Source organism: Verticiella sediminum (assembly GCF_007558815.1).
Classification (GTDB): domain Bacteria; phylum Pseudomonadota; class Gammaproteobacteria; order Burkholderiales; family Burkholderiaceae_B; genus Verticiella; species Verticiella sediminum.
This window is the reverse complement of record NZ_VLTJ01000004.1, coordinates 67,608-89,500: the sequence shown is the minus strand read 5'-3', so window position 1 is coordinate 89,500 and position 21,893 is coordinate 67,608. Positions and strand designations below refer to the sequence as shown.

Here is a 21,893-nt window from a genome sequence, read left to right as displayed (position 1 = left end):
GCGGCATACTGCACCGAGCCAGCACGGACACATCGACATCCGCCCTTCGGCAAGCGAGAGGATGGACGACGACGATGCGCCCAAACGCCGAACGCCCATGACACAGCGCCCGAACTTCCTCTTCATCATCACCGACCAGCAGCGCGCCGACCACCTCGGCGCCTACGGCAACCGCGAGGTGCGCACGCCGCACCTGGACGGCCTCGCCGCGCGGGCCTGGGTGGCGGACCGGTATTTCGTCGCCACGCCCATCTGCATGCCGAACCGCGCCAGCCTGCTGACCGGCCGGATGCCGTCGGTGCATGGCGTGCGCTCCAACGGCATCCCGCTGTCTCGCCGGGCCACCACCTTCGTCGACGTGCTGCGCGAGGCAGGCTATCGCACCGCCCTGGTCGGCAAGTCGCACCTGCAGAACATGACGGGCAAGCCGGCCTTGTGGCCCGCGCCGCACGAACGGCCCGCGCGCCAGGCGTGGCCGCCCGAGCCCGGCACCTACGACGACGAGTGGGCACCGCGCTGGCGCGACGACCCGGCTGCCGAGGTGCGCCTGCCCTTCTACGGCTTCGAGGCGGTGGACCTGGTCATCGACCATGGCGACACCGCGGGCGGCCACTACCGGCGCTGGCTGGAGCGCGAGCACCCCGACGTGGCCGCCGTCACCGGGCCGGACCCTGCGCTGGCGAGCGACTACGCGCTGGTCCAGGCGCGCCAGGCCTGGCGCACGCGCGTGCCGGAAGCACTCTCCACGACGAGCTGGATCGCCGAGCGCACGATGGCGCGGCTGCGCACGGCCGCGGGCAGCGCGCAGCCCTTCTTCATCCAGTGCTCGTTTCCCGATCCGCACCACCCCTTCACGCCGCCGGGGCGATTCTGGGACATGTACGACCCCGCCTCGGTGGCGCTGCCGGCGTCGTTCCACTATCGCGGAGAGCGGCCGCCCCACGTCGCCTGGCTGCATGCCCAGCGCGACGCCGGCAAGGCGGTCAAGCACACGCCCGCGGTGTTCGCCTGTACAGAGCGCGAGGCGCGCGAGGCGATCGCGCTGAACTACGGCTCGATCAGCCATATCGACGACGCCATCGGCCGCATCCTCGCCAGCCTGCAGGCGCTCGGCCTGGCCGAGAACACCGTCGTCGTGTTCACCAGCGATCACGGCGACTACTTCGGCGAACACCAACTGCTCTGGAAAGGCCCGCTGCACTACGACAGCGTGGTGCGGGTGCCCTTCCTATGGGCCGACCCCGCCGCGCCGGCCGGCCGCTCCGACACCCTGTGCTCGGCGCTCGATCTCGCGCCCACCATCTTGCAGCGCGCCAGTGTCGAACCGTTCTTCGGCATCCAGGGCCGCTCGCTGCTTCCTCACGTGCGGCGGGACGGCGACGCGCCCCGGCGCGATGCCGTGCTCATCGAAGAGGAAGGCCAGCGCGTCATGTTCGGCTTGCCCGGCCGCGTGCGCATGCGCACCCTGCGCACCGCCGACTGGCGTCTGAGCCTCTACGACGGTGTCGACTGGGGCGAGCTGTACGACCTGCGCGCCGACCCGCACGAATGCGTCAACCGCTGGGACGATCCGGCCTGCGTCCCGATGCGCGCCGAGCTGGCCCTGCGGCTGGCGCGCGAACAGCTTGCCCTCACCGAAACCAGCCCCTATGCCAGCGCGCTCGCCTAGCGCCTGTTGACGGCATCCACTCGCGCCAGCCGGCATCCAGACCGGTTGCGCTCACGCCATGGAGGAGACCATGTCCCAAGCTTTTCGCCAGACCGCCTGCCGCCCGGGCATGCGCCGCATCGTACTCGGCGCGCTCTGTGCCCTGGCCCTCGCACCGGCCGCGCACGCCGCCGAGTTCGCCAGCCAGCCGGTCAGGCTGGTGGTCGGCACCGCCGCCGGCGGCGCCGTGGACACCTATGCCCGCGTCGTTGCCGAAGCGCTCTCGCGCGAGATCGGCCAGACCGTGCTGGTCGAGAACAAGTCGGGCGCCAACGGCAACATCGCCGCGCAATACGTGATCCAGCAGCCGGCCGACGGCAACACGCTGTGGATCGGTACCCAGGCCATGGTCGAAATCAACCCGGTGGCCTTCAAGCAGATGCCCTGGAAGGCCGAGGACTTCGTGCCCATCATCAAGGGTGTCGAGGCGCCGCTCGTGCTCGCCACCCATCCCAGCGTACCCGCGCGATCCCTGCAGGAGCTGATCGGCTGGGCGCGCGCGCATCCGGGCACCGGCTATGCCTCGTTCAGCCCGGGCACGCCCTCCCAGTTCCTCGGCTACCAACTGAGCGAGAGCAACCAGCTCGACATGGTGCACGTGCCCTACCGCGGTTCGGCACCGCAGGTGGCGGACATGGTCGGCGGCCACGCGCTGGTCGGCTTCACGCAGATACAGACCAGCCTGCCGCTGATCCAGGACGGCAAGCTGAACGCGATCGCCACCACCAGCGCACAGCGCTCGCGCTTCCTGCCGGATACGCCCACACTGGACGAACTCGGTATGCCCGAGCTGCAGACCACAGTCTGGTTCGGCGTGATGGCGCCGGCGCGGATTCCGGCCGACACCCGCGAACGCCTGGAACAGGCCCTGGTGGCCGTGCACCGTGACCCCGTGGTCATCAAGCGCCTGGAAGACACCGGCTACGACGTGTCCGGCCAGACCGGAGAGCCGTTCGCCCAGGCGGTCGCCGACAGCCGCCAGCGCTGGGCCGGTCTGGTCAAGGCGACCGGATTCGCGCCCGAGGACTGAAAGGCTTACCCCTGCCCCACAGACCTCATCCTTGATGCACCTGACCGTTTCGGCCATGGGCGCGAGCGCCCTGGCCATTGTCCGCGCGCCCGCCGTGCCTTAGGCTCGTGCGCACGATCACACCAGAGCGGCGCCCGGCGGGCTGCCGCCGACAGCGGAGGAGCACATGGAACAGCCGGCACAGCGCGCGCCCTGGATGGACGACGAACTCGTCGCCTTTCGCGACGCCATCCGCCGCTTCATCGACCGGGAATTCGTGCCCAACGAGGCCCGCTGGGCCGAGCAGGGCCACATCGACCGCGAGATGTGGCGCAAGGCGGGCGAGATCGGCCTGCTTTGCGCCAGCATTCCCGAGGCCTATGGCGGCGGCGGTGGCAACTTCGCGCACGAGGCGGTCATCACGCTCGAACTGGCCGATGCCCTGGTCAGCGGCTTCGGCAACGGGGTGCACAGCGGCATCGTCGCGCACTATCTGCTGCGCTACGGCACCGAGGAACAGAAGCAGCGCTGGCTGCCGCGCATGGCCACGGGCGAGCTGGTCGCCGCCATCGCCATGTCCGAGCCGGGCGCGGGCTCCAACCTGCGCGGCATCCGCACCCGGGCGCGCCGCATGGGCGAACACTACGTACTGGACGGCGCCAAGACCTTCATCACCAACGGGCTGCTCGCCGACCTGGTCTTCGTGGTCGCCAAGACCGATCCCGACGCGGGCGCCAAGGGCATTTCGATCCTCGTGCTCGAGACCGCCCAGGCCGAGGGCTTTCGCCGCGGCCGCCTGCTCGAGAAGATCGGCCAGAAGGGCCAGGACACGGCCGAACTCTTCTTCGACGAAGTCCGCGTGCCGGCCGAGAATCTGCTCGGCGGCGTGGCGGGCCAGGGCATGTACCAGCTCATGCAGCAGTTGCCCCAGGAGCGGCTCATCATTGCCCTCGGCGCGGCGGCCAGCATGGCGCGCGCGGTCCAGCTCACCGTGGAATACACGCAAAAGCGCGACGTCTTCGGCCAGCCGCTCTGGCAGATGCAGAACACGCGCTTCAAGATGGCCGAATGCGCCACCAAGGCGACGATCGCGCGCAGCTTCGTGGACGAGTGCATGGTGCTGCAGTTGAAGGGCGAGCTTTCGTCCGAGCAGGCCGCCATGGCCAAGTGGTGGACCACGCAGGCCAACTGCGAAGTCATCGATGAATGCCTGCAACTGCACGGCGGCTACGGCTACATGCTGGAATATCCGATTGCGCGCATGTATGCGAACGCCCGGGTGAGCAAGATCTACGGCGGCTCGAACGAAATCATGAAAGAGATCGTGGCGCGCGGCTTCGATTGAGGCGGCGACGCGCCCCGGTGCCCGCCGATGGGGTGCGCGCTGGGTGATGCCGCGCTGCGCCGGCGCAACGCGGGCCTGGCCTGAGCGGCCGGGCGTTCAGGCCGCCGACTTGCGGGGACGCCCGCGCGGGCGCGGGCGCACGCGGCGGCTCGCGGCCTCCTCCATGCGCGCGACGAAGGCCGGGCCACCCAGCGCCCATTGGCCGCGCACCGCCTGCGCGATGCGTAGCTGGGCCGGGCTGCCCAGGCCCTCGTGCAGCAAGCGGCGATAGTGCGCCTGGCGCTCGAACGGGGTATTGCCGCAGGCCCAGTAGTCCGCGTGCACGGTGAGCCAGCCGGGCGAGCCCGCCCCCGTGTGGGCATGGGCCGACGACCAGCGCCAATGCTCGGCATCGGGCGCATGGTGATGGCGCACGGGCAGGTTTTCCAGCCAGACCAGGCTGGGCAGCACCCATGCTCCCGGTTCGACCAGGGCCGAATGATAGCGGGCGGCAAAGACCTTGCCGCCGCCGCGCTGGGCCGCGATGCGCCGGCCCAGGCCCTGCATCAGCGCGCGCAGGCAATCCGCGTCCGAAGGCGTCGCGAGCAGCAGGATTTCCTCGGGCGTCAGCGCCCAGCCATGGACGGCGGCGCCGTGGCGTTCCGCCTCGAGCGCGACCCAGGACTGCCAGTCGTCGAGCACGCGCAGCGGTTGGGAGGGTTCGGGCGGGAGCAGGCGGGCCTGCAGCAGATGCGGGGTGTCGGGACCGTAAAGACGGGGCAGGCGGGCCATGGCAATCTCAATGCGAACCCGGATGTATAGCACAGCGTGCCGAACGGCCGCCGGCCGGTCTTGCACGGCCAATGCTGCAGCCCGGCCTCGTGGCGGCGCGGGCGGCCGGGTAAACACGGATAGCTGCCGTGCCGATTAAACCCAATAATGGGTTCAATCAATACAGCCAGACCAAAGGACGCATCATGGCAGGAGCGCTCGAAGGCGTGCGCGTGCTCGACATCACCAATGTCTTCATGGGGCCGTCGGCCACGCAGATGCTGGGCGACCTGGGCGCGGACGTCATCAAGGTCGAATCGCCCGAGGGCGACGTGGTGCGCGGCATCGGCCCCAACGGGGACCAGCGGATGGGGCCGCTCTTTCTGGGCCTGAACCGCAACAAGCGCAGCATCGTGCTCGACCTCAAGCAGCCCGCGGGCCGCGCCGCCCTGCTCAGGCTCGCCGAAACCGCCGACGTGCTCACCTACAACGTGCGCCCGGCCGCCATGCAGCGGCTCGGTCTGGCCTACGAGGACGTCGCCGCCGTCAACCCGGGCATCGTCTACGCCGGCATGTTCGGCTTCTCGCAGCGCGGCCGCTACGCCCCGGAGGCGGCGTTCGACGACCTCATCCAGGCGGCCTGCGCGCTGCCGCAGGCGGTGGCCGAGGGCAGCGGCGACATTCCGCGCTACCTGCCGATCACCATCGCCGACCGTTCGGTCGGCCTGTACGCCTTCGGCGTGATCTGCGCCGCCCTGTATGCGCGGGAACGCACCGGGCGGGGCCAGCGCGTGGACGTGCCGATGTTCGAGACCATGGTGCCCTACATCATGGGCGACCATCTGTACGGACATACGTTCGTTCCGCCGCGCGCGGGCTACGGCTATCCGCGCCTGCTCTCGCCCGAACGCCGGCCCTACCAGACGCAGGACGGCTACGTTTGCTGCCTGATCTACACCGATGCCCACTGGAAGACCTTCCTGCGCGTGATCGGCAAGGCCGAGCTGTTCGATACCGACCCCCGCTTTGCCAACATCACCACGCGCACCGCGCACATCACCGAGCTCTACGGCATGGCCGCCGAGGCGCTGCGCGAGCGCACCACGGCCGAATGGCGCGAACTGCTGAAGGAGGCCGACATTCCGGTGTTCCCCATGCACACCTTCGACAGCCTGCTCGACGATCCGCACCTGGCCGACATCGGTTTCTTCGGCGAGGCGGAACACCCGAGCGTGGGCCGCATCCGCACCATGGCGGTACCGAGCGAATGGCACGGCACGCCACCGCCCGACATGAAGCCTGCGCCCCGCCTGGGCGAACACAGCCGCGAGCTGCTCGCCGAGGCCGGCTACGACGACGAGGCGATTGCCGAGCTGTTCTCCTGCGGCGCCAGCCGCTCGCCCGACTAGGCCTGTCAATCGACCCTGACTCTCCCGCCAGCGCGCCATGACCTTCCAGACCATCGAATACGCCGTCGCCCAGGGCGTCGCCACCATCGCCCTGAACCGCCCGCACAAGCGCAACGCCCTGGATGGCGTCATGCGCAAGGAGCTGCTGCAGGCCATCGACGCCGCCATGGACGACGACGCCGTGCGCGCATTGGTGCTCACCGGCCGCGGCGGGCATTTCTGCGCGGGCGGCGACATCAGCAGCATGACCCCCGACGCCGTTCCGGACGCGGCCGCGGGCCGCAGCCGCATGCGCGCGGCCGCCCCGCTCGTCGAGCGGCTCGAGCGCAGCGAAAAGCCGATCATCGCCGCGGTCGACGGTTCGGCCTACGGCGCAGGCTTCAGCATTGCCCTGCTCGCCGATCTCATCATCGCAACGCCGGCGGCGCGCTTTTGCATGTCCTTCCTGCGCGTGGGCCTGGTGCCCGACTGCGGGGCGCTGTACACGCTGCCGCGCCTCGTGGGGCTGGCGCGCGCGCGCCAGTTGATGCTCACCACCCGCGAACTCGACGCCGCCACCGCGCTCGACTGGGGGCTGGTGACCGAGGTGGTGCCGGCGCCTGAGATCGCAGCGCGCGTCCAGGCCATGGGCGCGGCCCTGGCCAGCGCCTCGCCGGCCGCCATCGCGCTCACGCGCTGCGGCCTGGCGCAGTCGCTGGGCAGCACCCTGCCCGGCCTGCTCGAATACGAGGCCACCGCTCAGGGCACCGCCTATACCAGCGCCGGCCATCGCGAGGCGGTACGCCGCTTCCTGGCCCGCGAACCCGCCCTTTTCCAATGGCCGGCGGCCCGCTGAGCGTCCGCCGCCGCCGCCGCATTCCCCATCGATGGAGATACCCCGAATGAGCCAAGACCTGCTGGTCGAAGTGCGCGACGACCTGATGTGGCTGACCATCAACCGGCCGGAGCGCCGCAATGCGGTGAGCCCGGACGTGCTCTCCGGCATCGCGCGCGCCATCGACCAGGCCAACGCCGAGCGCGGCACGCGCGCCATCGTGCTCACCGGCACCGGCGAGGCCGCCTTCTGCGCCGGCGCCGACCTGCAGTCGGGCAAGGCCTTCGTGTTCGACTATTCCGAACCGCGCTCGGGCTTCGCCAATCTCTTTCGCAAGGCGCGCCAGAGCAATGTACCGATGATCGCCCGCGTCAACGGCGCGTGCATGGCCGGCGGCATGGGCCTGCTCTCCATGTGCGACATGGCCGTCAGCAGCAGCAGCGCCCGTTTCGGCCTGCCCGAAGTGAAGGTGGGTCTTTTTCCAGCCCAGGTGCTCACTGTGCTGCAGCATCTGATCGGGCGCCGCAAGCTGACGGAACTGTGCATCACGGGCGAACCCATCGACGCGCAGGAGGCGCTGGACATCGGCCTGGTCAACTACGTCGCCGACGACGTGGACCAGGCGCTCGACGCGCTCGTCGCCAGGCTGCTCGACAAGTCGCCCGCGGCGATCCGGCGCGGCCTGTACCTGATGAAGAACATCGACGAGATGTCGTTCGAGGAATCCATGGCCTTCACCGAAAGCCAGATCGCGCTGTTCGCCCTCACCGAGGATGCCAAGGAAGGCCAGCTCGCCTTCCGCGAGAAGCGCAAGCCGGTCTGGACCGGCCGCTGAACGCCAGCGCAATGGGATCGACGAGGAGCCTGCGATGAGCGCCGCGTGGCCGCCCAGAGGCGCTCGCGCCGCAGCCCGCGAGGGCGAAGGTAGTCCAGTGAGCGCCCTTCCCGCCAGCCTCCCGGCAGGCCCGAGCGGCGTCACGCGCTATCTGCAGCTCGCCAGCGTGCTCAGGCAGCGCATCGCGAACGGCCACTGGCGCGTGGGCGATCGCCTGCCCACGGTACAGCAGCTCGCGAGCGAGCTCGGCGTAGCGCGCATCACGGTGCGCCAGGCCTACGGTCGCCTGGCCGCCGAGGGTCTCATCACGACGCATCGCGGACGCGGCACCCACGTTGCATCCACGGCGCAGGGCCGGGGCCCCAGCCCTGCCTTGCGCGCGGCCATCAACGACCCGCTGCAGCATCCGCCGGCGCTATCCATCCGCATCCTCGACACGCAGCGCGACCAGGCCCTGCCCGCGACGCTGCACGAGGGCGGGAGCGCCGATACCCAGTACCTGCGCATCCGCAAGCTGCACCTGCACGATGCACAACCGTTCTGCCTGGTCGACCTCTACGTGGCGCAGCGCGAGCATGACCGCTTTCCGCCCCGGGCCATCGAGCATGCCAAGCTCGCCGGGCTGCTGCGCGAGCACGGCAGCCGGCCGCTCGGCCATCTGCACCAGACCATGACCGTCGGCGCGGCCGAACGGGCCCAGGCCGATGCCCTGGACTACCCGTTCGCCGCGCCGGTGGCGCACGTCGTGCGGCGGCTCACCGACGTCGACGGGCGCATCGTCTATGCCGGCGACTTCTGGTATCGGGGCGATCGCTTCGTGCTCGATACCGTGCTGCCGGCCGACTTGCTGTTCGCCTACCCGCTCGCCGTGGTTCCGGCCACGCGCAGCGAGACCTGATCGCACCCCAACCACAGGCTCCAGAAGAGAGCCGAAGGAGACATCATGCATCACCGCATTGCTCCCGCCGCCCTGCGCGGCCGCCTGCGCCGTCGGCTTGCCGGCCTCGGCCTCGCGCTCGTCGCCAGCCTGTCCGGCCTCGCCCATGCGGCCTACCCGGAGCAGCCGATCCGCGTCGTCGTGCCCTTCGCCGCCGGCAGCGGCACCGACAACGGCGTGCGCACCATGACCAACTATGTCAGCCAGCAGACCGGCTGGACGATGATCGTGGACAACAAGCCCGGCGGCAACGGCATCATCGGCGTGCAGGACTTCCTGCGCGCCGCGCCCGACGGCTACACCATCATTTCCACCGGCAATACCACGCACGCGGCCAACCCGGTGCTGTTCAAACAGCTACCCTACGATCCGGTGGCCGACTTCGTGCCGATCCACCGCAGCCTGGTCGCGCCGCTGGCGCTGTTCGTCTCGCCCAAGCACAAGATCGGCTCGGTCAAGGAGCTCGTCGACTTCATCCGCAGCAAGCCGCCCGGCAGCGTCACCTACGCGGCCGGCAGCGCCTCGCACCGGGCGAGCGCCGAGCGCTTCAACCAGGAGGCCGGCCTGGAAACCGTCCACGTGCCCTACAAGAGCAGCCCGCAGGCGCTCACCGACCTGATGGGCGGGCACGTCGACTTCATGTTCGTCGATACCGCGGCCGTCGTCGGCCAGATCCAGGGCGGCGCGATGAAGCCCCTGGCCGTCACCTCGCCCCAGCGCGTCCCGGTCATTCCCGAGGTGCCGACGATGATCGAGTCCGGCTTCCCGGGATACGTGATGAGCGGCTGGAGCGTGATGTTCGCGCACAAGGGTACCCCGCCGGAGGCTGTCGATGCATTGCGCAAAGCGCTTGCCGACTACTCGCACTCCGAGACCGGCCGCAAGTACCGCGATGCCATGGGCGCCTACTATGAAGACCTCACGCCCGAGCAGTTGCAGGCCTTCATCCGCGACGAACTCAAGCTTTATCAGGACATTTACCGCAAGGCGGGCATCCAGCCGGAATGATCCACCCGCCTTGCGCCGGGCGCTGCGCCCCCACCCTGCCGGAGGATGCCCACGGGTGGGCGCCGGCGCCGCCTCAGCGGCCGAGGAAACCCGCCATGCGCGCCACCGCTTCCTGCAGCCGTTCCAGGCTGTTGGCATAAGAGAAGCGCATGTAGCGCCCCGGCTCGGCCGTACCGAAATCCAGCCCCGGCACGGCGCACACGCCGGCCTCGTCGAGCAGCCGGTGCGCCAGCGCATTGCTGTCGGCCGCGTGCGCGCTCACGTCGGCATAGATGTAGAACGCGCCGTCCGGCCTGACCGGCACGTGCAGGCCGAGCGCCTCGAACGCCGGCAGCAGGTAGTCGCGCCGCTCCTGGAAGGCCAGGCGGCGCCGCTCGAACTCGGCCTGCGCATCAGGCGTGAAGCAGGCGAGCGCCGCATACTGGGCCAGGGCCGAAGCGCAGATCACCAGGTTCTGCGCGAGCTTCTCGAAGGCCGACACCAGATCGGGCGGCACGATCAGCCAGCCCAGGCGCCATCCGGTCATGTGGAAATACTTGGAGAAGCTGTTGACGACGATGAGGTCGTCGCCGAGCAGCGCCGCCGAACGCGGCGCCGCGTCGTAGGACAGGCCAAGGTAGATCTCATCGACGATGGCAAAGCCGTCGCGCAGGCGCACCTCGCGCACGAGGTCGGCCAGCGCCTCGCGCGAGATGCTGGTGCCGGTCGGGTTGCTGGGGCTGGCGACCATCACGCCCGCCGTGCGCGGCGTCCAGTGCTCGCGCACGTGGGCCGCGGTCAGTTGGAAGCGCTCGGCCGGCCCGGTCGGCACCAGCCGCGGCTGGCCGCCCGCGGCCGTCACGAAGTGGCGATTGCAGGGATAGGCCGGGTCGGCCATCAGCACCTCGGCGCCCGGCTCCAGCAAGGCGGTACACGCCAGCGCCAGGGCGCCAGAGGCCCCGGCCGTGACGATGACCCGCGCCGGATCGATGCGCGCGCCGAAGCGCTGCTCGTAGAACGCGGCAATGACCTCGCGCAGCATGGGCAGGCCGTTGGCCGCCGTGTAGCGCGTATGTCCCGCCCGCACAGCCGCCGCCAGCGCCTCGTCCACCGCCGGAATCGCCGTGAAATCCGGCTCGCCGATGCTCAGGTGCACAATGTCGCGCCCCGCGGCCTGTAGCGCTGCGGCGCGCTTGACGAGTTCCATGACGTAGAAGGGAGCGATGCGATCGATGCGGGAGGCGAGACGGGGCATGACGAAGAACGGGGCGCAGCCGCCCGGGCAGGAGAAGGACCGAAGCCGCCAGTGTAGCCCTGCCGGGGCGCGGCACTGTGTGCGGATCGACACGGCAGGCGGCGCAACCGCGCTTGGCCCGGCTAGGCTGGGCGTTCTTGCGGAGAACCCCCATGCCAGAGCTTCCTGCTGCCGGCACCTTCTTGCCGCCGGACGACGACGGCCGCTGGAAGGATGCGCTCGACGACTACCTCGGCCCCTGCCTGGCCCTCTTCTGGCCCGCGCTGCACGCACGCATCGATTTCGGCCAGGCGCCCGTCTTTCTCGACAAGGAGCTGCAGCGCATCGGCGGCGCCCTGCGCGACGGCCGGCGTCATGTCGACAAACTCGCGCGGGTCTTCCTCAAGGAAGGCAAGGATCTTCTTCTCTTGCTGCACCTTGAAGTACAGGCACGGCCTACACCGGATTTTGCGCGCCGCATGTTCGTCTACCACTACCGCCTGCGCGAGCGCCATCCGCGGGAAGACCTGATGCAGTTCGCCATCCTGACGCGCTCCGCATCGCGGGCCCGACACGCTGTGCTGAAATACGCGTATGCGCCCCTGGACGGACAGTACGTTTCGCTGACCTATCGCTTTCCCGTCGTGCATCTCAGCGGCTGGGCGGGCCAGCGCCAGGCCCTGCTCGATCTGGCGCGCGCCAATCCCTTTGCCATCGTGGTCATAGCAGAACTCGACGCTGCCCGGCGGCATACCTCGGCCGCCCGGCTCGCCAGCAAGGTCGCGCTCGTGCGCTTACTATACGAACACGGCTACGGTGCCAGCGACGTGCGCCGACTTTTCACCTTCATCGACGGCGTGCTGACGCTCGCGCCCGAACACGAGCCGGCCTTCCTGGCTGCGCTGAACGACATCGAGGGAGAACACCCCATGGCCTACATCACCAGTGTGGAACGGGCCGGCATCCGAAAAGGCTTGGAACAAGGCCTTGAACGCGGCCGTGCGGACGGTATGCGCAACATGCTGCGCGCGCAGATGCAGCGGCGCTTCGGCGAATTGGCGCCAAGCGTGCTGCAAACGCTGGAAGCCGCCGACCCGGACCAGTTGCAGGCGTGGTCGCTGCGCGTGCTCGATGCCGACTCCGCGGAGCGCGTGGTCGCGCCCGACTGAATCCTCGCCCGCCAGGCGCACGGCCACGCCCGCGAAAGGCGCAGCCGGGCCCTGCGCCCCCTGGCCCCTCAGGCCGTCTTGCCGGGCCGGTTGAGCAAGGCTTTCAACGCCCCCAGCCGCTCCTTCGGGCTCATGCCCGCGTTGGCATCGGCCACCGGCGCCAGTTCGATCCCCATTTCCTTGATGAAGCGCGAGGGCTCGCGCACGATGTCCTCGCGCGCCCGCCGCCGGCGCTTGCACCAGCTCAGGTGCAGGCTGCGCTGCGCGCGCGTGATGCCGACGTACATCAAGCGGCGCTCTTCCTGGATGCGCGTGTCCAGCGATTCGGCGGCGCGCTCGGGGTCGCCCTCCTCATCGTCCTTGCCCTGGTGCGGCAGCAGGCCCTCTTCCACGCCCGCGAGGAACACGTGCGGATACTCCAGCCCCTTGGACGCATGCAGGGTGGAGAGTTTGACCGCGTCGGGCTCCTCGTCCTCGCCGCGCTCCAGCATGGTGATGAGGGCCACGTGCTGGACCAGTTCCATCAGGGAGAGCCCGTCGTCCTCGGCCTTGCGCTTGAGCCAGCCGAGCAGGTCGATGACGTTCTGCCATCGCGACTGCGCCGCGCGCTCGTCGAAGGTGTCGTAGAGATAGCGCTCGTAGCCGATGGCGGCGACCAGGTCGTCCAGGATCGGCCCGGCGGGCTCGCTGCTCGCCGGCGTCTGGGCATCCGGGGTGCCGCGACCGGCGCGCCACTGCATGCGCTGCACGAAGCTGCCGAACTCGCGCAGGGCGTAGAGCTGGCGCTCGGGCAGGTGCGCCTCCAGCCCCTGCTCGAAAATCGCGCAGAACAGCGACACCTGGCGGTTGCCGGCATAGGTGCCCAGCCCGTGCAGCGTGCCCTGCCCGATGCCGCGCTTGGGTGTGGTGGCTGCGCGGATGAAGGCGGGGTCGTCCTCGTCGTTGGCGATCAGGCGCAGGTAGCTCAGGAGATCGCGCACCTCGGCCTTGTCGAAGAAGCTCTGCCCGCCCGAGATCGTGTACGGGATCTTCAGGTTGCGCAGGGCCTGCTCGAGCACGCGCGCCTGGTGGTTGCTGCGATACAGGATGGCGAAATCGCGCCACTCGCAGCGCCGCTCGAAGCGCCCGGCGGAGATGCGCATGGCCAGGTTCTCGGCCTCGGCCTCCTCGTTGTCCTGGGGCAGGACGACGATGGGCTCGCCCACGCCCAGGTCCGACCACAGCTTCTTCTCGAACAGCTTGGGGTTGCGCTCGATCACGCTGTTGGCGGCGGCGAGGATGCGCTGCACCGAGCGATAGTTCTGCTCGAGCTTCACCACCTTCAGGTTGGGATAGTCGGTGGTCAGCTTGGCCAGGTTCTCGATGGTCGCGCCGCGCCAGGCGTAGATCGCCTGGTCGTCGTCGCCCACCGCGGTGAACATCGCGCGCGGCCCGGTGAGCAGGCGCACCAGCCGGTACTGGCAGACGTTGGTGTCCTGGTATTCGTCGACCAGCAGGTAGCGCACGCGCGACTGCCAGCGTTCGCGCGCCTGCGCGTGCTCTTCGAGCAGCCGCGCCGGCAGCCGGATCAGGTCGTCGAAGTCCACCGCCTGGTAGGCAACGAGCGTGTCGCGGTAGCTGCGGTACACCTTGGCTGCATCGCGCTCGGTGGCGCTGGCCGCGGTTCGCTCGGCCTCGTCGGGCTCGATGAGGCCGTTCTTCCACAGCGAGATCGTGTGCTGCACGCTGCGCAGGCGCGCCTTGTCGGTGGTGGCGAGCAGATCCTGCAGGATGGCCAGCGCGTCGTCCGAGTCCAGAATGGAGAACTGCGGCTTCAGGCCCACCAGCGCGGCCTCCTCGCGCAACAGGCGCACCCCCAGCGAATGGAAGGTGCTGATCGTCAGCCCGCGCCCCTGCTTGCCCGGCAGCACCGATTGCACCCGGTGCGCCATCTCGCTCGCGGCCTTGTTGGTGAAGGTGAGCGCGACGATGTGGCGTGGCGAATAGCCGCATTCGCCGACCAGGTAGGCGATCTTCTGCGTGATGACGCGCGTCTTGCCGCTGCCGGCTCCGGCCAGCACCAGACACGGGCCGTCCAGGTAGAGCACCGCCTCGCGCTGGGCGGCATTGAGCCCGGCGGTGACGGACGCGCCGGGGACGAAGGGCGTAGCGGACATCAGATTTCCAGGGGGTCGACTTCGAGTTGCCAGCGCAGGCGGCGCGGAGACGGGACGCCGGCCAGCGCGGCCAGCCAGGCGCGCAGAAAGGCCTGCAGGGCGGGACGATGCGGGCTCTCGACGAGGAGCTGGGCACGCTCGACGCGATTCACGCGCACCACCCGCAACGGAACTGGATCATAAAGCATCACCGTCGTCTGACCGTCCTGGCACTGTTCGCCCAGTGCACGCGCCTCTTCGAGAAAGCCCAAGGTGAGTGCCAGTTCGTCCGACTCAGCGGTGAGCAGGGCCTGGAAGGAAAACGGCGGCAGCCCGGCGCTGCGCCGCTCGGCCAGCCCGTAGGCGGCGAAGCCCTGGTAGTCGTGGCGCAGCAGGGCCTGGTAGACCGGCTGCTCCGGATAGCCGGTCTGGATGATGACCTGGCTGCCGCCCAGGTGGCGGCCGGCCCGCCCCGCCACCTGCATGAGCTGGGCGAACAGGCGCTCGGGCGCGCGGAAATCCTGCGAGAACAGCATGGCGTCGGCATTGAGCACACCGACCAGGCCGAGATTGCGGAAGTCGTGCCCCTTGGCCACCATCTGCGTGCCCACGAGGATGTCGATTTCTCCCGCATGCACCCGGGCGAAAAGCTGTTCAGCGCTGCCTTTCAGCCGCGTGCTGTCGGCATCGATGCGCGCGATCCGCGCCTGCGGGAACCGCTCGGCGAGGTGCTCTTCCACCCGCTGGGTGCCGCGGCCCATCGGCTGCAGATCCTGGTTGCCGCAGTCCGGGCAGGCATGCGGCACGCGCTCGCGCGCACCGCAGTGGTGGCAGCACAGCACGGTGCCCGCGCGCGCCCGATGCAGCACCAGGTGGGCCGAGCAGCGCGTGCAGTCGCTCACCCAGCCGCAGGCGCCGCAGTGCAGTACCGGCGCGTAACCGCGCCGGTTCAGGAACACCAGCACCTGCTCGCGCTGCTCCAGGCGCTTGCCGATGGCCGCCAGCAGCTCGGGCGCCATGCCCTGCTCCAGGCGGACGTTGCGCGTGTCGAGCAAACGCATCGCGGGCGGCGTGGCCGCCACCGCCCGGGCGGGCAGCGCAAGGCGCCGGTACTGCCCGCGCTCGGCGTGATGCCAGGTCTCCAGCGACGGCGTGGCCGAGCCGAGCACCACCGGGATGTCCAGGTCGCGCGCGCGCCACACCGCGAGATCGCGCGCCGAATAGCGCAGCCCTTCCTGCTGCTTGTAGGACGGATCGTGCTCCTCGTCGACCACGATCAGGCCGAGCTGCGGCAGGGGCGTGAGCAGCGACAGGCGCGTGCCCAGCACCACGCGGGCACGGCCCGTCACTGCCGCCAGCCAGGCCGCCAGCCGCTCGCTCTCGGCCAGCCCGCTGTGCAACACGGCCACCCCGTCCTCGCCCGCCATCTTCTGCAGCCGGGAGACCAGGGCACGCTGCAACTGGGGAGTCAGGTTGATCTCGGGTACCAGCAGCAGCACCTGGCGCCCTCGGGTCAGCGCATGCGCTGCGGCATGCAGATAGACCTCGGTCTTGCCGCTGCCGGTCACGCCGTGCAGCAGGAAGGCGGCGTAGCCGGTCTCGGCCTGGATCGCGTCCACCGCCTCGCGCTGCGCCGGGTTCAGCGTGGGCGCCGTGGCCGCCAGCTCCGCCCGCGCGTCGGGCGCCTCGGTGGGTGCCGCGTCCGCGCGCCGGCGGCGCGCCAGCAGCCGGGCCACCGGCCCCGCGCCGGCGCGCTTGCCCTGATAGGCCGACGGCTTGCGCAGCGGGCCGGGCAGCGCGGGCAGCATCACCTCGCCCAGCGGCCGATGATAGTAGGCCGCCGCGAAGCCCGTCAGGCGCAGCCAGTCCGCCGGCAAGGGCTCGACGTCGTCCAGCACGCGCTCCACGTCACGCACGAGCTGCGGGTCGACCGCGGGGGCGTCCACTACGTCGAGCACCATCCCCACCAGTTGCCGCCTGCCGAACGGGACGATGACGCGCTGCCCGGCCTGCACCGGCGTGGTGCTTCGGTAATCGAACGGCCCGTCGAGGGGCACGTCCAGCGCAACTCGGAGCCAGATCGGGGCTTGCACGAACGATGGGGAACTTAAAGTGAATTCTGGATTTTTGGCCTAACTGGAATCGGCGCCCTCTGGTTTGCCCTAGATTCCTTTTTAGCCTGTGGATAACTTTGGGGAAAATGCCCGGATGGACTTGGACAAGTCGCTTAGCACACTTTCCAACTGCTTGAGAATACCCTGATGAAGTTCAAAATAATTCGACTTATCAATGACTTACGACGAACTTGCTGATCCTCTGGCGGGCACCTAGGGAGAACCCCTATACCACATCTCGCTGTGCACAATTCAACGAACGTCGCGCCGATACGCACTCCCAACGCGCACAACAGCCCCGCCAGAGTCAGCCATGCAGCGCAGCACTGTGGGTATGTACAGTCTCCACCAACGCAGCCACCGCTTCCGGCGGCGTGAACTGCGAGATGCCATGGCCGAGGTTGAAAACGTGACCGTAGCCGGGCTGAACCGGACCGAAACTGTCGAGCACCCGGCGCGCCAGGTCTGCGACGCGCTCCGGGCCGGCAAACAGCATCATCGGATCGAGATTGCCCTGCAGGGCGACGCGCTGCCCGACACGCTCGCGGGCCGCGCCGAGATCGACCGTCCAGTCCACCCCGATTGCGTCGCTGCCGGCATCGGCGATGGCCTCGAGCCAGACCCCGCCGCCCTTGGTGAAGACGATGGAGGGCACGCGGCGCCCGTCGTGCTCGCGCTTCAACCCAGCCAGCACGCAGCGAGTGTAGGCCAGCGAAAACGCCTGGAAGTCGCCATCGGCCAGCACGCCGCCCCAACTGTCGAAGATCATCACCGCCTGCGCGCCCGCGTCGATCTGGGCGTTCAGGTAGCCGATGACGGAGCGGGCGTTGATTTCCAGGATGCGGTGCATCAGGTCCGGGCGCTGGTACAGCAGCGTCTTGACCTGGCGATAGTCGCTCGAGCCGGCGCCCTCCACCATGTAGCAGGCGAGCGTCCAGGGGCTGCCGGCAAAGCCGATGAGCGGCACCCGGCCGTCCAGCGCCCGCCGGATCTCGGACACGGCGTCGAACACGTATTGCAGCTCGCCCAGATCGGGTACGGCCAGCCTGGCCACCGCCGCCTCGTCGCGCAGGGGATGGGCGAACCGCGGCCCTTCGCCGGTCTCGAACGACAGGCCCAGGCCCATGGCGTCCGGGATCGTGAGGATGTCGGAGAACAGAATGGCCGCGTCCAGCGCAAAGCGCTCGAGCGGTTGCAGCGTGACCTCGGTGGCATAGGCCGGGTTCTTGGCCAGGCCCAGGAACGAGCCGGCGCGCGCACGCGTGGCGTTGTATTCGGGCAGGTAGCGGCCGGCCTGACGCATCAGCCAGATCGGTGTGTACGGAACGGGTTCGCGCAGCAGGGCGCGCAACAGGACATCGTTGCGCAGATCGGAGTGGGACACGGCCGAGTCCTCGGTGGGCTTAATCGGGGCATTTTAGCGGGTCGATCCGTTCAGGATGGCGCGCGTACCGGGTGGATCCCGGCAGTCCGGTTCCATCCGGGCGGCGGCTGCGCGTTCCCGTCGACACGGTGCGCCTCGGCGATGGCGAGGCGACGGTAGTCCGCCGACAGGATGCTGTGCTTGCGCATCAACTGCCAGAACGCGCGGCGATCCTGCTGGCCGGCGCGCGCGGCATGCGTCACGTTGCCGCGAAAGCGCTCCAGCATGCCGGTGACATAGCTGCGCTCGAAGTGCTCCAGCACCTGGTTGCGCGTCGCGCGAAAGCCCTGCGCGCGGGCCTTCAGTAGCCAAGTGTCGCCCGGCGCGCTCGCCGGGTCCGCGCCGCCGAAAGGCGCAAGGCCGGGCGTCGGTGCGGCACGCACACCCCAGCGCAGCAGCCTCGCCTTGATTTCCTCGTGGCGGGCGCTTTGCGGCATGAAGTCCGCCGCGCCCAGCGCCAGCAGGTCGCCCACCGCGCCGGAAGACACCTGCCGGGTGAGCAGGAGCAGCGGTACGGGCAGTTGCCCACGCGCCGCCAGCAGCGCTGCCCGCGTCCACCCGAGCGACGCCGGGCTCACCGGCAGCACGCAGAGGTCGAACCGGCGCAAGGCCGGGGACAGGCGGGACAGCGCCATGGCGGCCTGCGGCGCATAGCAGCCCTGCGCCTGCACCTGCCCGTTCCATCCGCCGCCTTCGCACAACGGCAGGACCTGCAGGTGCACCGGGCCCAGCAGCGGCTCCGTCCAGGGCGCCGCCACCCACTCGCCGAACGCGGGCAGCATCAGCAGCGCACAATCGATACGTCGGTTCATCGTTGTCTCCGTGAGGCAGAACCTGCATTCTTCTTGGCCGCCCATTTTGTGACAATACGTATCTAACGCATCGCGGCTACTACGTAGTGCCCGGCGGCGCATCGGAAAAACCGCCACGGCCCTGCATGCGGCTTGCTGCGTCAGGAACCAAACGAAACCGGCCGGCCCTAACCCATACCATGAAAAAAGTCGTCATCTTCGGCGCAACGTCCGCCATTGCCCAGGCAACCGCCCGCAAGTATGCCCGCAAAGGCGGCCGCCTCTACCTGCTCGCGCGCGACCGCAACCGGCTCGAGATCGTCGCCCAAGGCCTGCGCGAGGCCGGCGCGAGCGAGGTACACACCGCGTACTTCGAGGCGAGCGACATCGATGCCCAGACCCAGGCCATCGATACCGCGATCGATGGCCTGAGCGGCTTCGATGTCGCCCTGCTCGCCTACGGCGTGCTGCCCGATCAGCGCGAGAGCGAAGCCAGCGTCGCCCTGGCGCTGGAGTCGCTCGGCGTCAACGCCTTCAGCGTGATTGCCCTGCTCACCCGCCTGGCCAACGCGTGCGAGCGGCAACGCTACGGCACGCTTGCCGTGCTGACCTGCATCGACGGCGACCGCGGACGCCAGTCGAACTACGTCCACGGCGCCGGCCAGGCGGCGCTGGGCGTCTTTCTGCAAGGCTTGCGCAACCGCCTCTACCACTGCGGCGCGCACGTCGTCACGATAAAGACAGGCTTCGTCGACACGCCGATGATGGCCACCCGCCCCAAGGGCAAGCTGTGGAGCACGCCCGAACGGGTCGCCGATGGCGTGCTGCGCGCCATCGACGGCAAGCGCAACGTGGCCTATGTGCCGGGCTGGTGGGCGCCCATCATGTGGCTGGTCAAGGCCGTGCCGGAGGCATGGTTCAAGCGGCTGACACTATAGATGCGAGGCATGTCGAGCAGCAGCACGCCGGCCTGCGCGGCCCGGCCGGCGGTCAGCCGCGCCGGGCCGATACCCATGCCGCGAGCACGTCCGCCAGCGCCCGTGGCTGCTCCATGGGCAGCAGATGCCCCGCGTCCGGCAGGCACACGTACTGCGCACCCGGCACCGCGGCCGCGCGCGCCTGCACGCCGGCGGGCGGGAACACCGCATCGTCCGACGCCGCCACGAACAGGGTCGGGCGCAAGCCGTCGAGCAGCCCCGTGCGATCCGGCCGCTGCATGACCGCCTCGGTGTGCGCGATGAACCGCTCTGCCCCGTAGTCGCTCACCATGCGCCGGCGCGCCGCCAGCAGGTCGGGGCGCGCCAGGCTGGCGGGGTGAAAGGCGTTGCCGGCCTGGGCCTCGATCATGGCTTCGTATTCGCCGTCCGCTGCCCGCTGCCGGGCCGCGCGGCGGCGTTCGCGCTGCGCCGGCGTATCGGCACCGGAATCGCTGCAGATCAGCGCAATGCCGGCGACGCGCTGCGGCACCCGCGCCAGCATGGCCAGCGCGACGTAGCCGCCGAACGAAAAGCCGGCGAGAAAGAAGCGCTCCGGCGCCGTTTCCAGCAAGGCGTCGGCGATCGCCTCGACGCGCTCGAGCGGTGGGCAGCTCGGGCAATGCGCCGTCACGCCGACAGGCAGGGCCTGAACCACGCCGGCAAACACGTCGCCGGTGTTGTTCAGCCCGGGAATGAGCATGAGCTCGGGCATCGCAGCCTCACGCAAGATAGGCCGCATCGCGCGCCTCGCCCGCGATGCGGTCGTGCTCGACCCAGCACGCGTGCGTACCGGCCGAGATGCGGTGCGGCAGGACGATGCGCGCCAGCGGGCCGCGGCCGATGTCGCTGGCATCGAGCACCAGGCACTCGGAACGGTCCTCGCGCATGTCCGTGACGAAGGTGAGCAGGTAGCCGTCGTCCTCGGCCCTGGCGCCCAGGCGGCGCGCCATCTGCGGCTCGCTGCCGTAGCGGCCCGGCCCGTACTCGTAGCGCTGGGTGGCGCCGGTCTGCAGGTCGTAGCGCTTCAGGCCGCGGAACAGCCACTCGCCCTTCTCGTACAGCACGTTGTAGCTGTAGCGGTAGGGGCGACCGACGTAGTCGTTGCTCACCACCGGGAACTCGGTGATCTCGTCGTCGATCTGCTCCTCGCGCGTCTGGCCCGTCTTCAGGTTGAAGCGCCAGCGATACATCAGCGTCGGGTTGTTGTGCTTGTCCAGGTGGGCGCGGATGCGTCCGTAGGCCGCCTGCCGGCTGCCGTCGTCCTGGCCGACGGCAGGCTTGTGCGGATTCGGCATGATGCAGCCGTCCATCACCACCTCGTCGCCGTCTTCGTAGCAATTGGCCAGGTGCAGGATGTGGCAGGGCGTGCCCTCGAACCAGCGCACGTCGGCGTTGGTGCCGTGCCGGGGCAGGATGCCGAAACGCGCCGGCACGTCGCGGTGGAATTCGAGCTTGCGCTGGCCGTGCTTGAGCCCTTCCGGATCGAAGAAGAACGGCAGGTCGTGCAGGATGCTGTAGTGCTGGGTGATGCCCAGGTCGTGCGGCCAGCGCGGGCCGGGCAGCTCGATCGGCTCGTAGTGCACCAGCCGGTTGTCGCGGTCGATGATGCCATAGTGCATGTGCGGCCAGCGCTCCGGGTAGTTGAAGAACATCATCTCGCCCGTGAGCGGATCGACCTTGTAGTGCGACGACACGCCGTCCGGCACGGCGCGCGCCCAGGCCGCGTCCGGGCCCAGCGTCTCCAGCGTGACCGGGTCCAGCCGCCAGGGTTCGCTGCCCTGCGACATCGACGCGATCAGCCTGCCCGCATGGCACAGGATGTCGGTGCCGGCATTGTCCTTCATCGCGCCGATGGCGCCCCAGCCGCGCCGCGTGTAGTGCTGCGGCGCGAGCAGCCCCGGCCAGAGCGACTTGCCCGCGGCCTGCTCGGCGAGGAACCCGGTGGTCTCGACGAAGCGGTTGCGGTAGGTGGCGCGCCCGTTCTCGAAATGCACGGCATGCAGCATGCCATCGCCGTCGAAAGGATGGTAGATGCCGATCGACTCATGCACCTGGTTGTGGGTGTTGCGCACGTAGATCCCGGCGAGATCCTTGGGAATCTCGCCGATCACCTGCATGTCGTCGGTGTCGGCCACGTACTCGTCGCCGTTGGGCCGGAAAGGCCCCTGCAGGAAGGGGTGGTCGTTGTCCGGCGCGAGCCGGATGGGGATGCTGCGCTTGATCTCGATCATGATGTCTGCCTGTGTGTCGTCGGTT

The 21,893-nt window shown here is 69.5% G+C and carries 18 protein-coding genes; 10 read left to right on the top strand and 8 right to left on the bottom strand.

From position 1 onward, the window contains the following. Nucleotides 1-97: 97 nt before the first annotated feature. The 3 genes from FOZ76_RS02185 (at nucleotide 98) to FOZ76_RS02175 (ending at nucleotide 4,062) form a co-directional block, all read left to right on the top strand. Entirely contained in the window at nucleotides 98-1,669 is a 1,572-nt protein-coding gene (locus tag FOZ76_RS02185) for a sulfatase family protein (RefSeq protein ID WP_143946489.1), read from the top strand. 70 nt (nucleotides 1,670-1,739) lie between these two features. Further along, entirely contained in the window at nucleotides 1,740-2,738 is a 999-nt protein-coding gene (locus FOZ76_RS02180) for a Bug family tripartite tricarboxylate transporter substrate binding protein (RefSeq protein ID WP_170235257.1), read from the top strand. A 166-nt stretch (nucleotides 2,739-2,904) separates the two neighbouring features. Further along, nucleotides 2,905-4,062: an acyl-CoA dehydrogenase family protein gene (locus tag FOZ76_RS02175; RefSeq protein WP_143946487.1), complete on the top strand. Its 1,158-nt coding sequence runs from the start codon at nucleotides 2,905-2,907 to the stop codon at nucleotides 4,060-4,062. 96 nt (nucleotides 4,063-4,158) lie between these two features. Here the strand turns inward: FOZ76_RS02175 and FOZ76_RS02170 are convergent, their stop codons facing one another. Further along, on the bottom strand, nucleotides 4,159-4,833 hold the full coding sequence (locus tag FOZ76_RS02170; RefSeq protein ID WP_143946486.1) for a hypothetical protein: 675 nt from the start codon (nucleotides 4,831-4,833) through the stop codon (nucleotides 4,159-4,161). A gap of 185 nt (nucleotides 4,834-5,018) precedes the next feature. Here FOZ76_RS02170 and FOZ76_RS02165 point away from each other — a divergent pair, with 185 nt between their 5' ends. The 5 genes from FOZ76_RS02165 to FOZ76_RS02145 all read left to right on the top strand — a co-directional run bounded on the left by FOZ76_RS02165 (nucleotide 5,019) and on the right by FOZ76_RS02145 (nucleotide 9,815). Further along, nucleotides 5,019-6,221: a CaiB/BaiF CoA transferase family protein gene (locus tag FOZ76_RS02165; protein ID WP_143946485.1), complete on the top strand. Its 1,203-nt coding sequence runs from the start codon at nucleotides 5,019-5,021 to the stop codon at nucleotides 6,219-6,221. Between the two features lie 37 nt (nucleotides 6,222-6,258). Then, nucleotides 6,259-7,056 carry an enoyl-CoA hydratase/isomerase family protein gene (locus FOZ76_RS02160; protein ID WP_143946484.1) on the top strand — a complete coding sequence of 266 codons (798 nt, stop codon included), beginning with the start codon at nucleotides 6,259-6,261 and terminating at the stop codon, nucleotides 7,054-7,056. Between the two features lie 46 nt (nucleotides 7,057-7,102). Then, the gene (locus tag FOZ76_RS02155) at nucleotides 7,103-7,870 is read left to right on the top strand and encodes an enoyl-CoA hydratase/isomerase family protein (RefSeq protein ID WP_143946483.1); all 768 of its coding nucleotides are present in this window, start codon (nucleotides 7,103-7,105) and stop codon (nucleotides 7,868-7,870) included. 97 nt (nucleotides 7,871-7,967) lie between these two features. Then, nucleotides 7,968-8,768, top strand: coding sequence for a GntR family transcriptional regulator (locus FOZ76_RS02150; protein ID WP_246129252.1), 801 nt, complete (start codon nucleotides 7,968-7,970; stop codon nucleotides 8,766-8,768). Nucleotides 8,769-8,813: 45 nt separating this feature from the next. Further along, nucleotides 8,814-9,815, top strand: a complete 1,002-nt coding sequence (locus FOZ76_RS02145; RefSeq protein WP_143946481.1) for a Bug family tripartite tricarboxylate transporter substrate binding protein — start codon at nucleotides 8,814-8,816, stop codon at nucleotides 9,813-9,815. 73 nt (nucleotides 9,816-9,888) lie between these two features. Here the strand turns inward: FOZ76_RS02145 and FOZ76_RS02140 are convergent, their stop codons facing one another. Then, nucleotides 9,889-11,049 carry a pyridoxal phosphate-dependent aminotransferase gene (locus FOZ76_RS02140; RefSeq protein ID WP_143946480.1) on the bottom strand — a complete coding sequence of 387 codons (1,161 nt, stop codon included), beginning with the start codon at nucleotides 11,047-11,049 and terminating at the stop codon, nucleotides 9,889-9,891. 152 nt (nucleotides 11,050-11,201) lie between these two features. On the opposite strand from FOZ76_RS02140, the gene FOZ76_RS02135 reads away from it, so the two are divergent. Beyond that, nucleotides 11,202-12,197, top strand: a complete 996-nt coding sequence (locus FOZ76_RS02135; protein WP_143946479.1) for an RpnC/YadD family protein — start codon at nucleotides 11,202-11,204, stop codon at nucleotides 12,195-12,197. A 68-nt stretch (nucleotides 12,198-12,265) separates the two neighbouring features. On the opposite strand, the gene FOZ76_RS02130 is transcribed toward FOZ76_RS02135, so the two are convergent. From FOZ76_RS02130 to FOZ76_RS02115, 4 genes are all read right to left on the bottom strand, one after another. Then, complete coding sequence (locus FOZ76_RS02130) at nucleotides 12,266-14,353, bottom strand: UvrD-helicase domain-containing protein (RefSeq protein ID WP_143946478.1); 2,088 nt, start codon at nucleotides 14,351-14,353, stop codon at nucleotides 12,266-12,268. Then, nucleotides 14,353-16,425, bottom strand: a complete 2,073-nt coding sequence (locus FOZ76_RS02125) for a primosomal protein N' (protein WP_143946477.1) — start codon at nucleotides 16,423-16,425, stop codon at nucleotides 14,353-14,355. The genes FOZ76_RS02130 and FOZ76_RS02125 overlap by 1 nt, the downstream gene beginning before the upstream one ends. 328 nt (nucleotides 16,426-16,753) lie before the next feature. After that, complete coding sequence (hemE, locus tag FOZ76_RS02120; protein WP_143946476.1) at nucleotides 16,754-17,830, bottom strand: uroporphyrinogen decarboxylase; 1,077 nt, start codon at nucleotides 17,828-17,830, stop codon at nucleotides 16,754-16,756. A gap of 50 nt (nucleotides 17,831-17,880) precedes the next feature. Then, entirely contained in the window at nucleotides 17,881-18,681 is an 801-nt protein-coding gene (locus FOZ76_RS02115; RefSeq protein ID WP_143946475.1) for a hypothetical protein, read from the bottom strand. 179 nt (nucleotides 18,682-18,860) lie between these two features. On the opposite strand from FOZ76_RS02115, the gene FOZ76_RS02110 reads away from it, so the two are divergent. After that, on the top strand, nucleotides 18,861-19,598 hold the full coding sequence (locus FOZ76_RS02110) for an SDR family NAD(P)-dependent oxidoreductase (protein WP_143946474.1): 738 nt from the start codon (nucleotides 18,861-18,863) through the stop codon (nucleotides 19,596-19,598). A gap of 52 nt (nucleotides 19,599-19,650) precedes the next feature. On the opposite strand, the gene FOZ76_RS02105 is transcribed toward FOZ76_RS02110, so the two are convergent. After that, nucleotides 19,651-20,349 (bottom strand): alpha/beta fold hydrolase, encoded by a 699-nt coding sequence (locus FOZ76_RS02105; RefSeq protein ID WP_143946473.1) that lies wholly within the window; start codon nucleotides 20,347-20,349, stop codon nucleotides 19,651-19,653. 7 nt (nucleotides 20,350-20,356) lie between these two features. Further along, nucleotides 20,357-21,868 (bottom strand): carotenoid oxygenase family protein, encoded by a 1,512-nt coding sequence (locus FOZ76_RS02100; protein WP_143946472.1) that lies wholly within the window; start codon nucleotides 21,866-21,868, stop codon nucleotides 20,357-20,359. Nucleotides 21,869-21,893: the final 25 nt, after the last annotated feature.

What these genes read in the sequence shown, in the direction of transcription:
- FOZ76_RS02185 (WP_143946489.1), top strand. Translation starts at nt 98, where the DNA reads ATGACACAGCGCCCGAACTTCCTCTTCATCATCACCGACCAGCAGCGC.
- FOZ76_RS02180 (WP_170235257.1), top strand. Translation starts at nt 1,740, where the DNA reads ATGTCCCAAGCTTTTCGCCAGACCGCCTGCCGCCCGGGCATGCGCCGC.
- FOZ76_RS02175 (WP_143946487.1), top strand. Translation starts at nt 2,905, where the DNA reads ATGGAACAGCCGGCACAGCGCGCGCCCTGGATGGACGACGAACTCGTC.
- FOZ76_RS02170 (WP_143946486.1), bottom strand. Translation starts at nt 4,833, where the DNA reads ATGGCCCGCCTGCCCCGTCTTTACGGTCCCGACACCCCGCATCTGCTG.
- FOZ76_RS02165 (WP_143946485.1), top strand. Translation starts at nt 5,019, where the DNA reads ATGGCAGGAGCGCTCGAAGGCGTGCGCGTGCTCGACATCACCAATGTC.
- FOZ76_RS02160 (WP_143946484.1), top strand. Translation starts at nt 6,259, where the DNA reads ATGACCTTCCAGACCATCGAATACGCCGTCGCCCAGGGCGTCGCCACC.
- FOZ76_RS02155 (WP_143946483.1), top strand. Translation starts at nt 7,103, where the DNA reads ATGAGCCAAGACCTGCTGGTCGAAGTGCGCGACGACCTGATGTGGCTG.
- FOZ76_RS02145 (WP_143946481.1), top strand. Translation starts at nt 8,814, where the DNA reads ATGCATCACCGCATTGCTCCCGCCGCCCTGCGCGGCCGCCTGCGCCGT.
- FOZ76_RS02140 (WP_143946480.1), bottom strand. Translation starts at nt 11,049, where the DNA reads ATGCCCCGTCTCGCCTCCCGCATCGATCGCATCGCTCCCTTCTACGTC.
- FOZ76_RS02135 (WP_143946479.1), top strand. Translation starts at nt 11,202, where the DNA reads ATGCCAGAGCTTCCTGCTGCCGGCACCTTCTTGCCGCCGGACGACGAC.
- FOZ76_RS02130 (WP_143946478.1), bottom strand. Translation starts at nt 14,353, where the DNA reads ATGTCCGCTACGCCCTTCGTCCCCGGCGCGTCCGTCACCGCCGGGCTC.
- FOZ76_RS02115 (WP_143946475.1), bottom strand. Translation starts at nt 18,681, where the DNA reads ATGAACCGACGTATCGATTGTGCGCTGCTGATGCTGCCCGCGTTCGGC.
- FOZ76_RS02110 (WP_143946474.1), top strand. Translation starts at nt 18,861, where the DNA reads ATGAAAAAAGTCGTCATCTTCGGCGCAACGTCCGCCATTGCCCAGGCA.
- FOZ76_RS02105 (WP_143946473.1), bottom strand. Translation starts at nt 20,349, where the DNA reads ATGCCCGAGCTCATGCTCATTCCCGGGCTGAACAACACCGGCGACGTG.
- FOZ76_RS02100 (WP_143946472.1), bottom strand. Translation starts at nt 21,868, where the DNA reads ATGATCGAGATCAAGCGCAGCATCCCCATCCGGCTCGCGCCGGACAAC.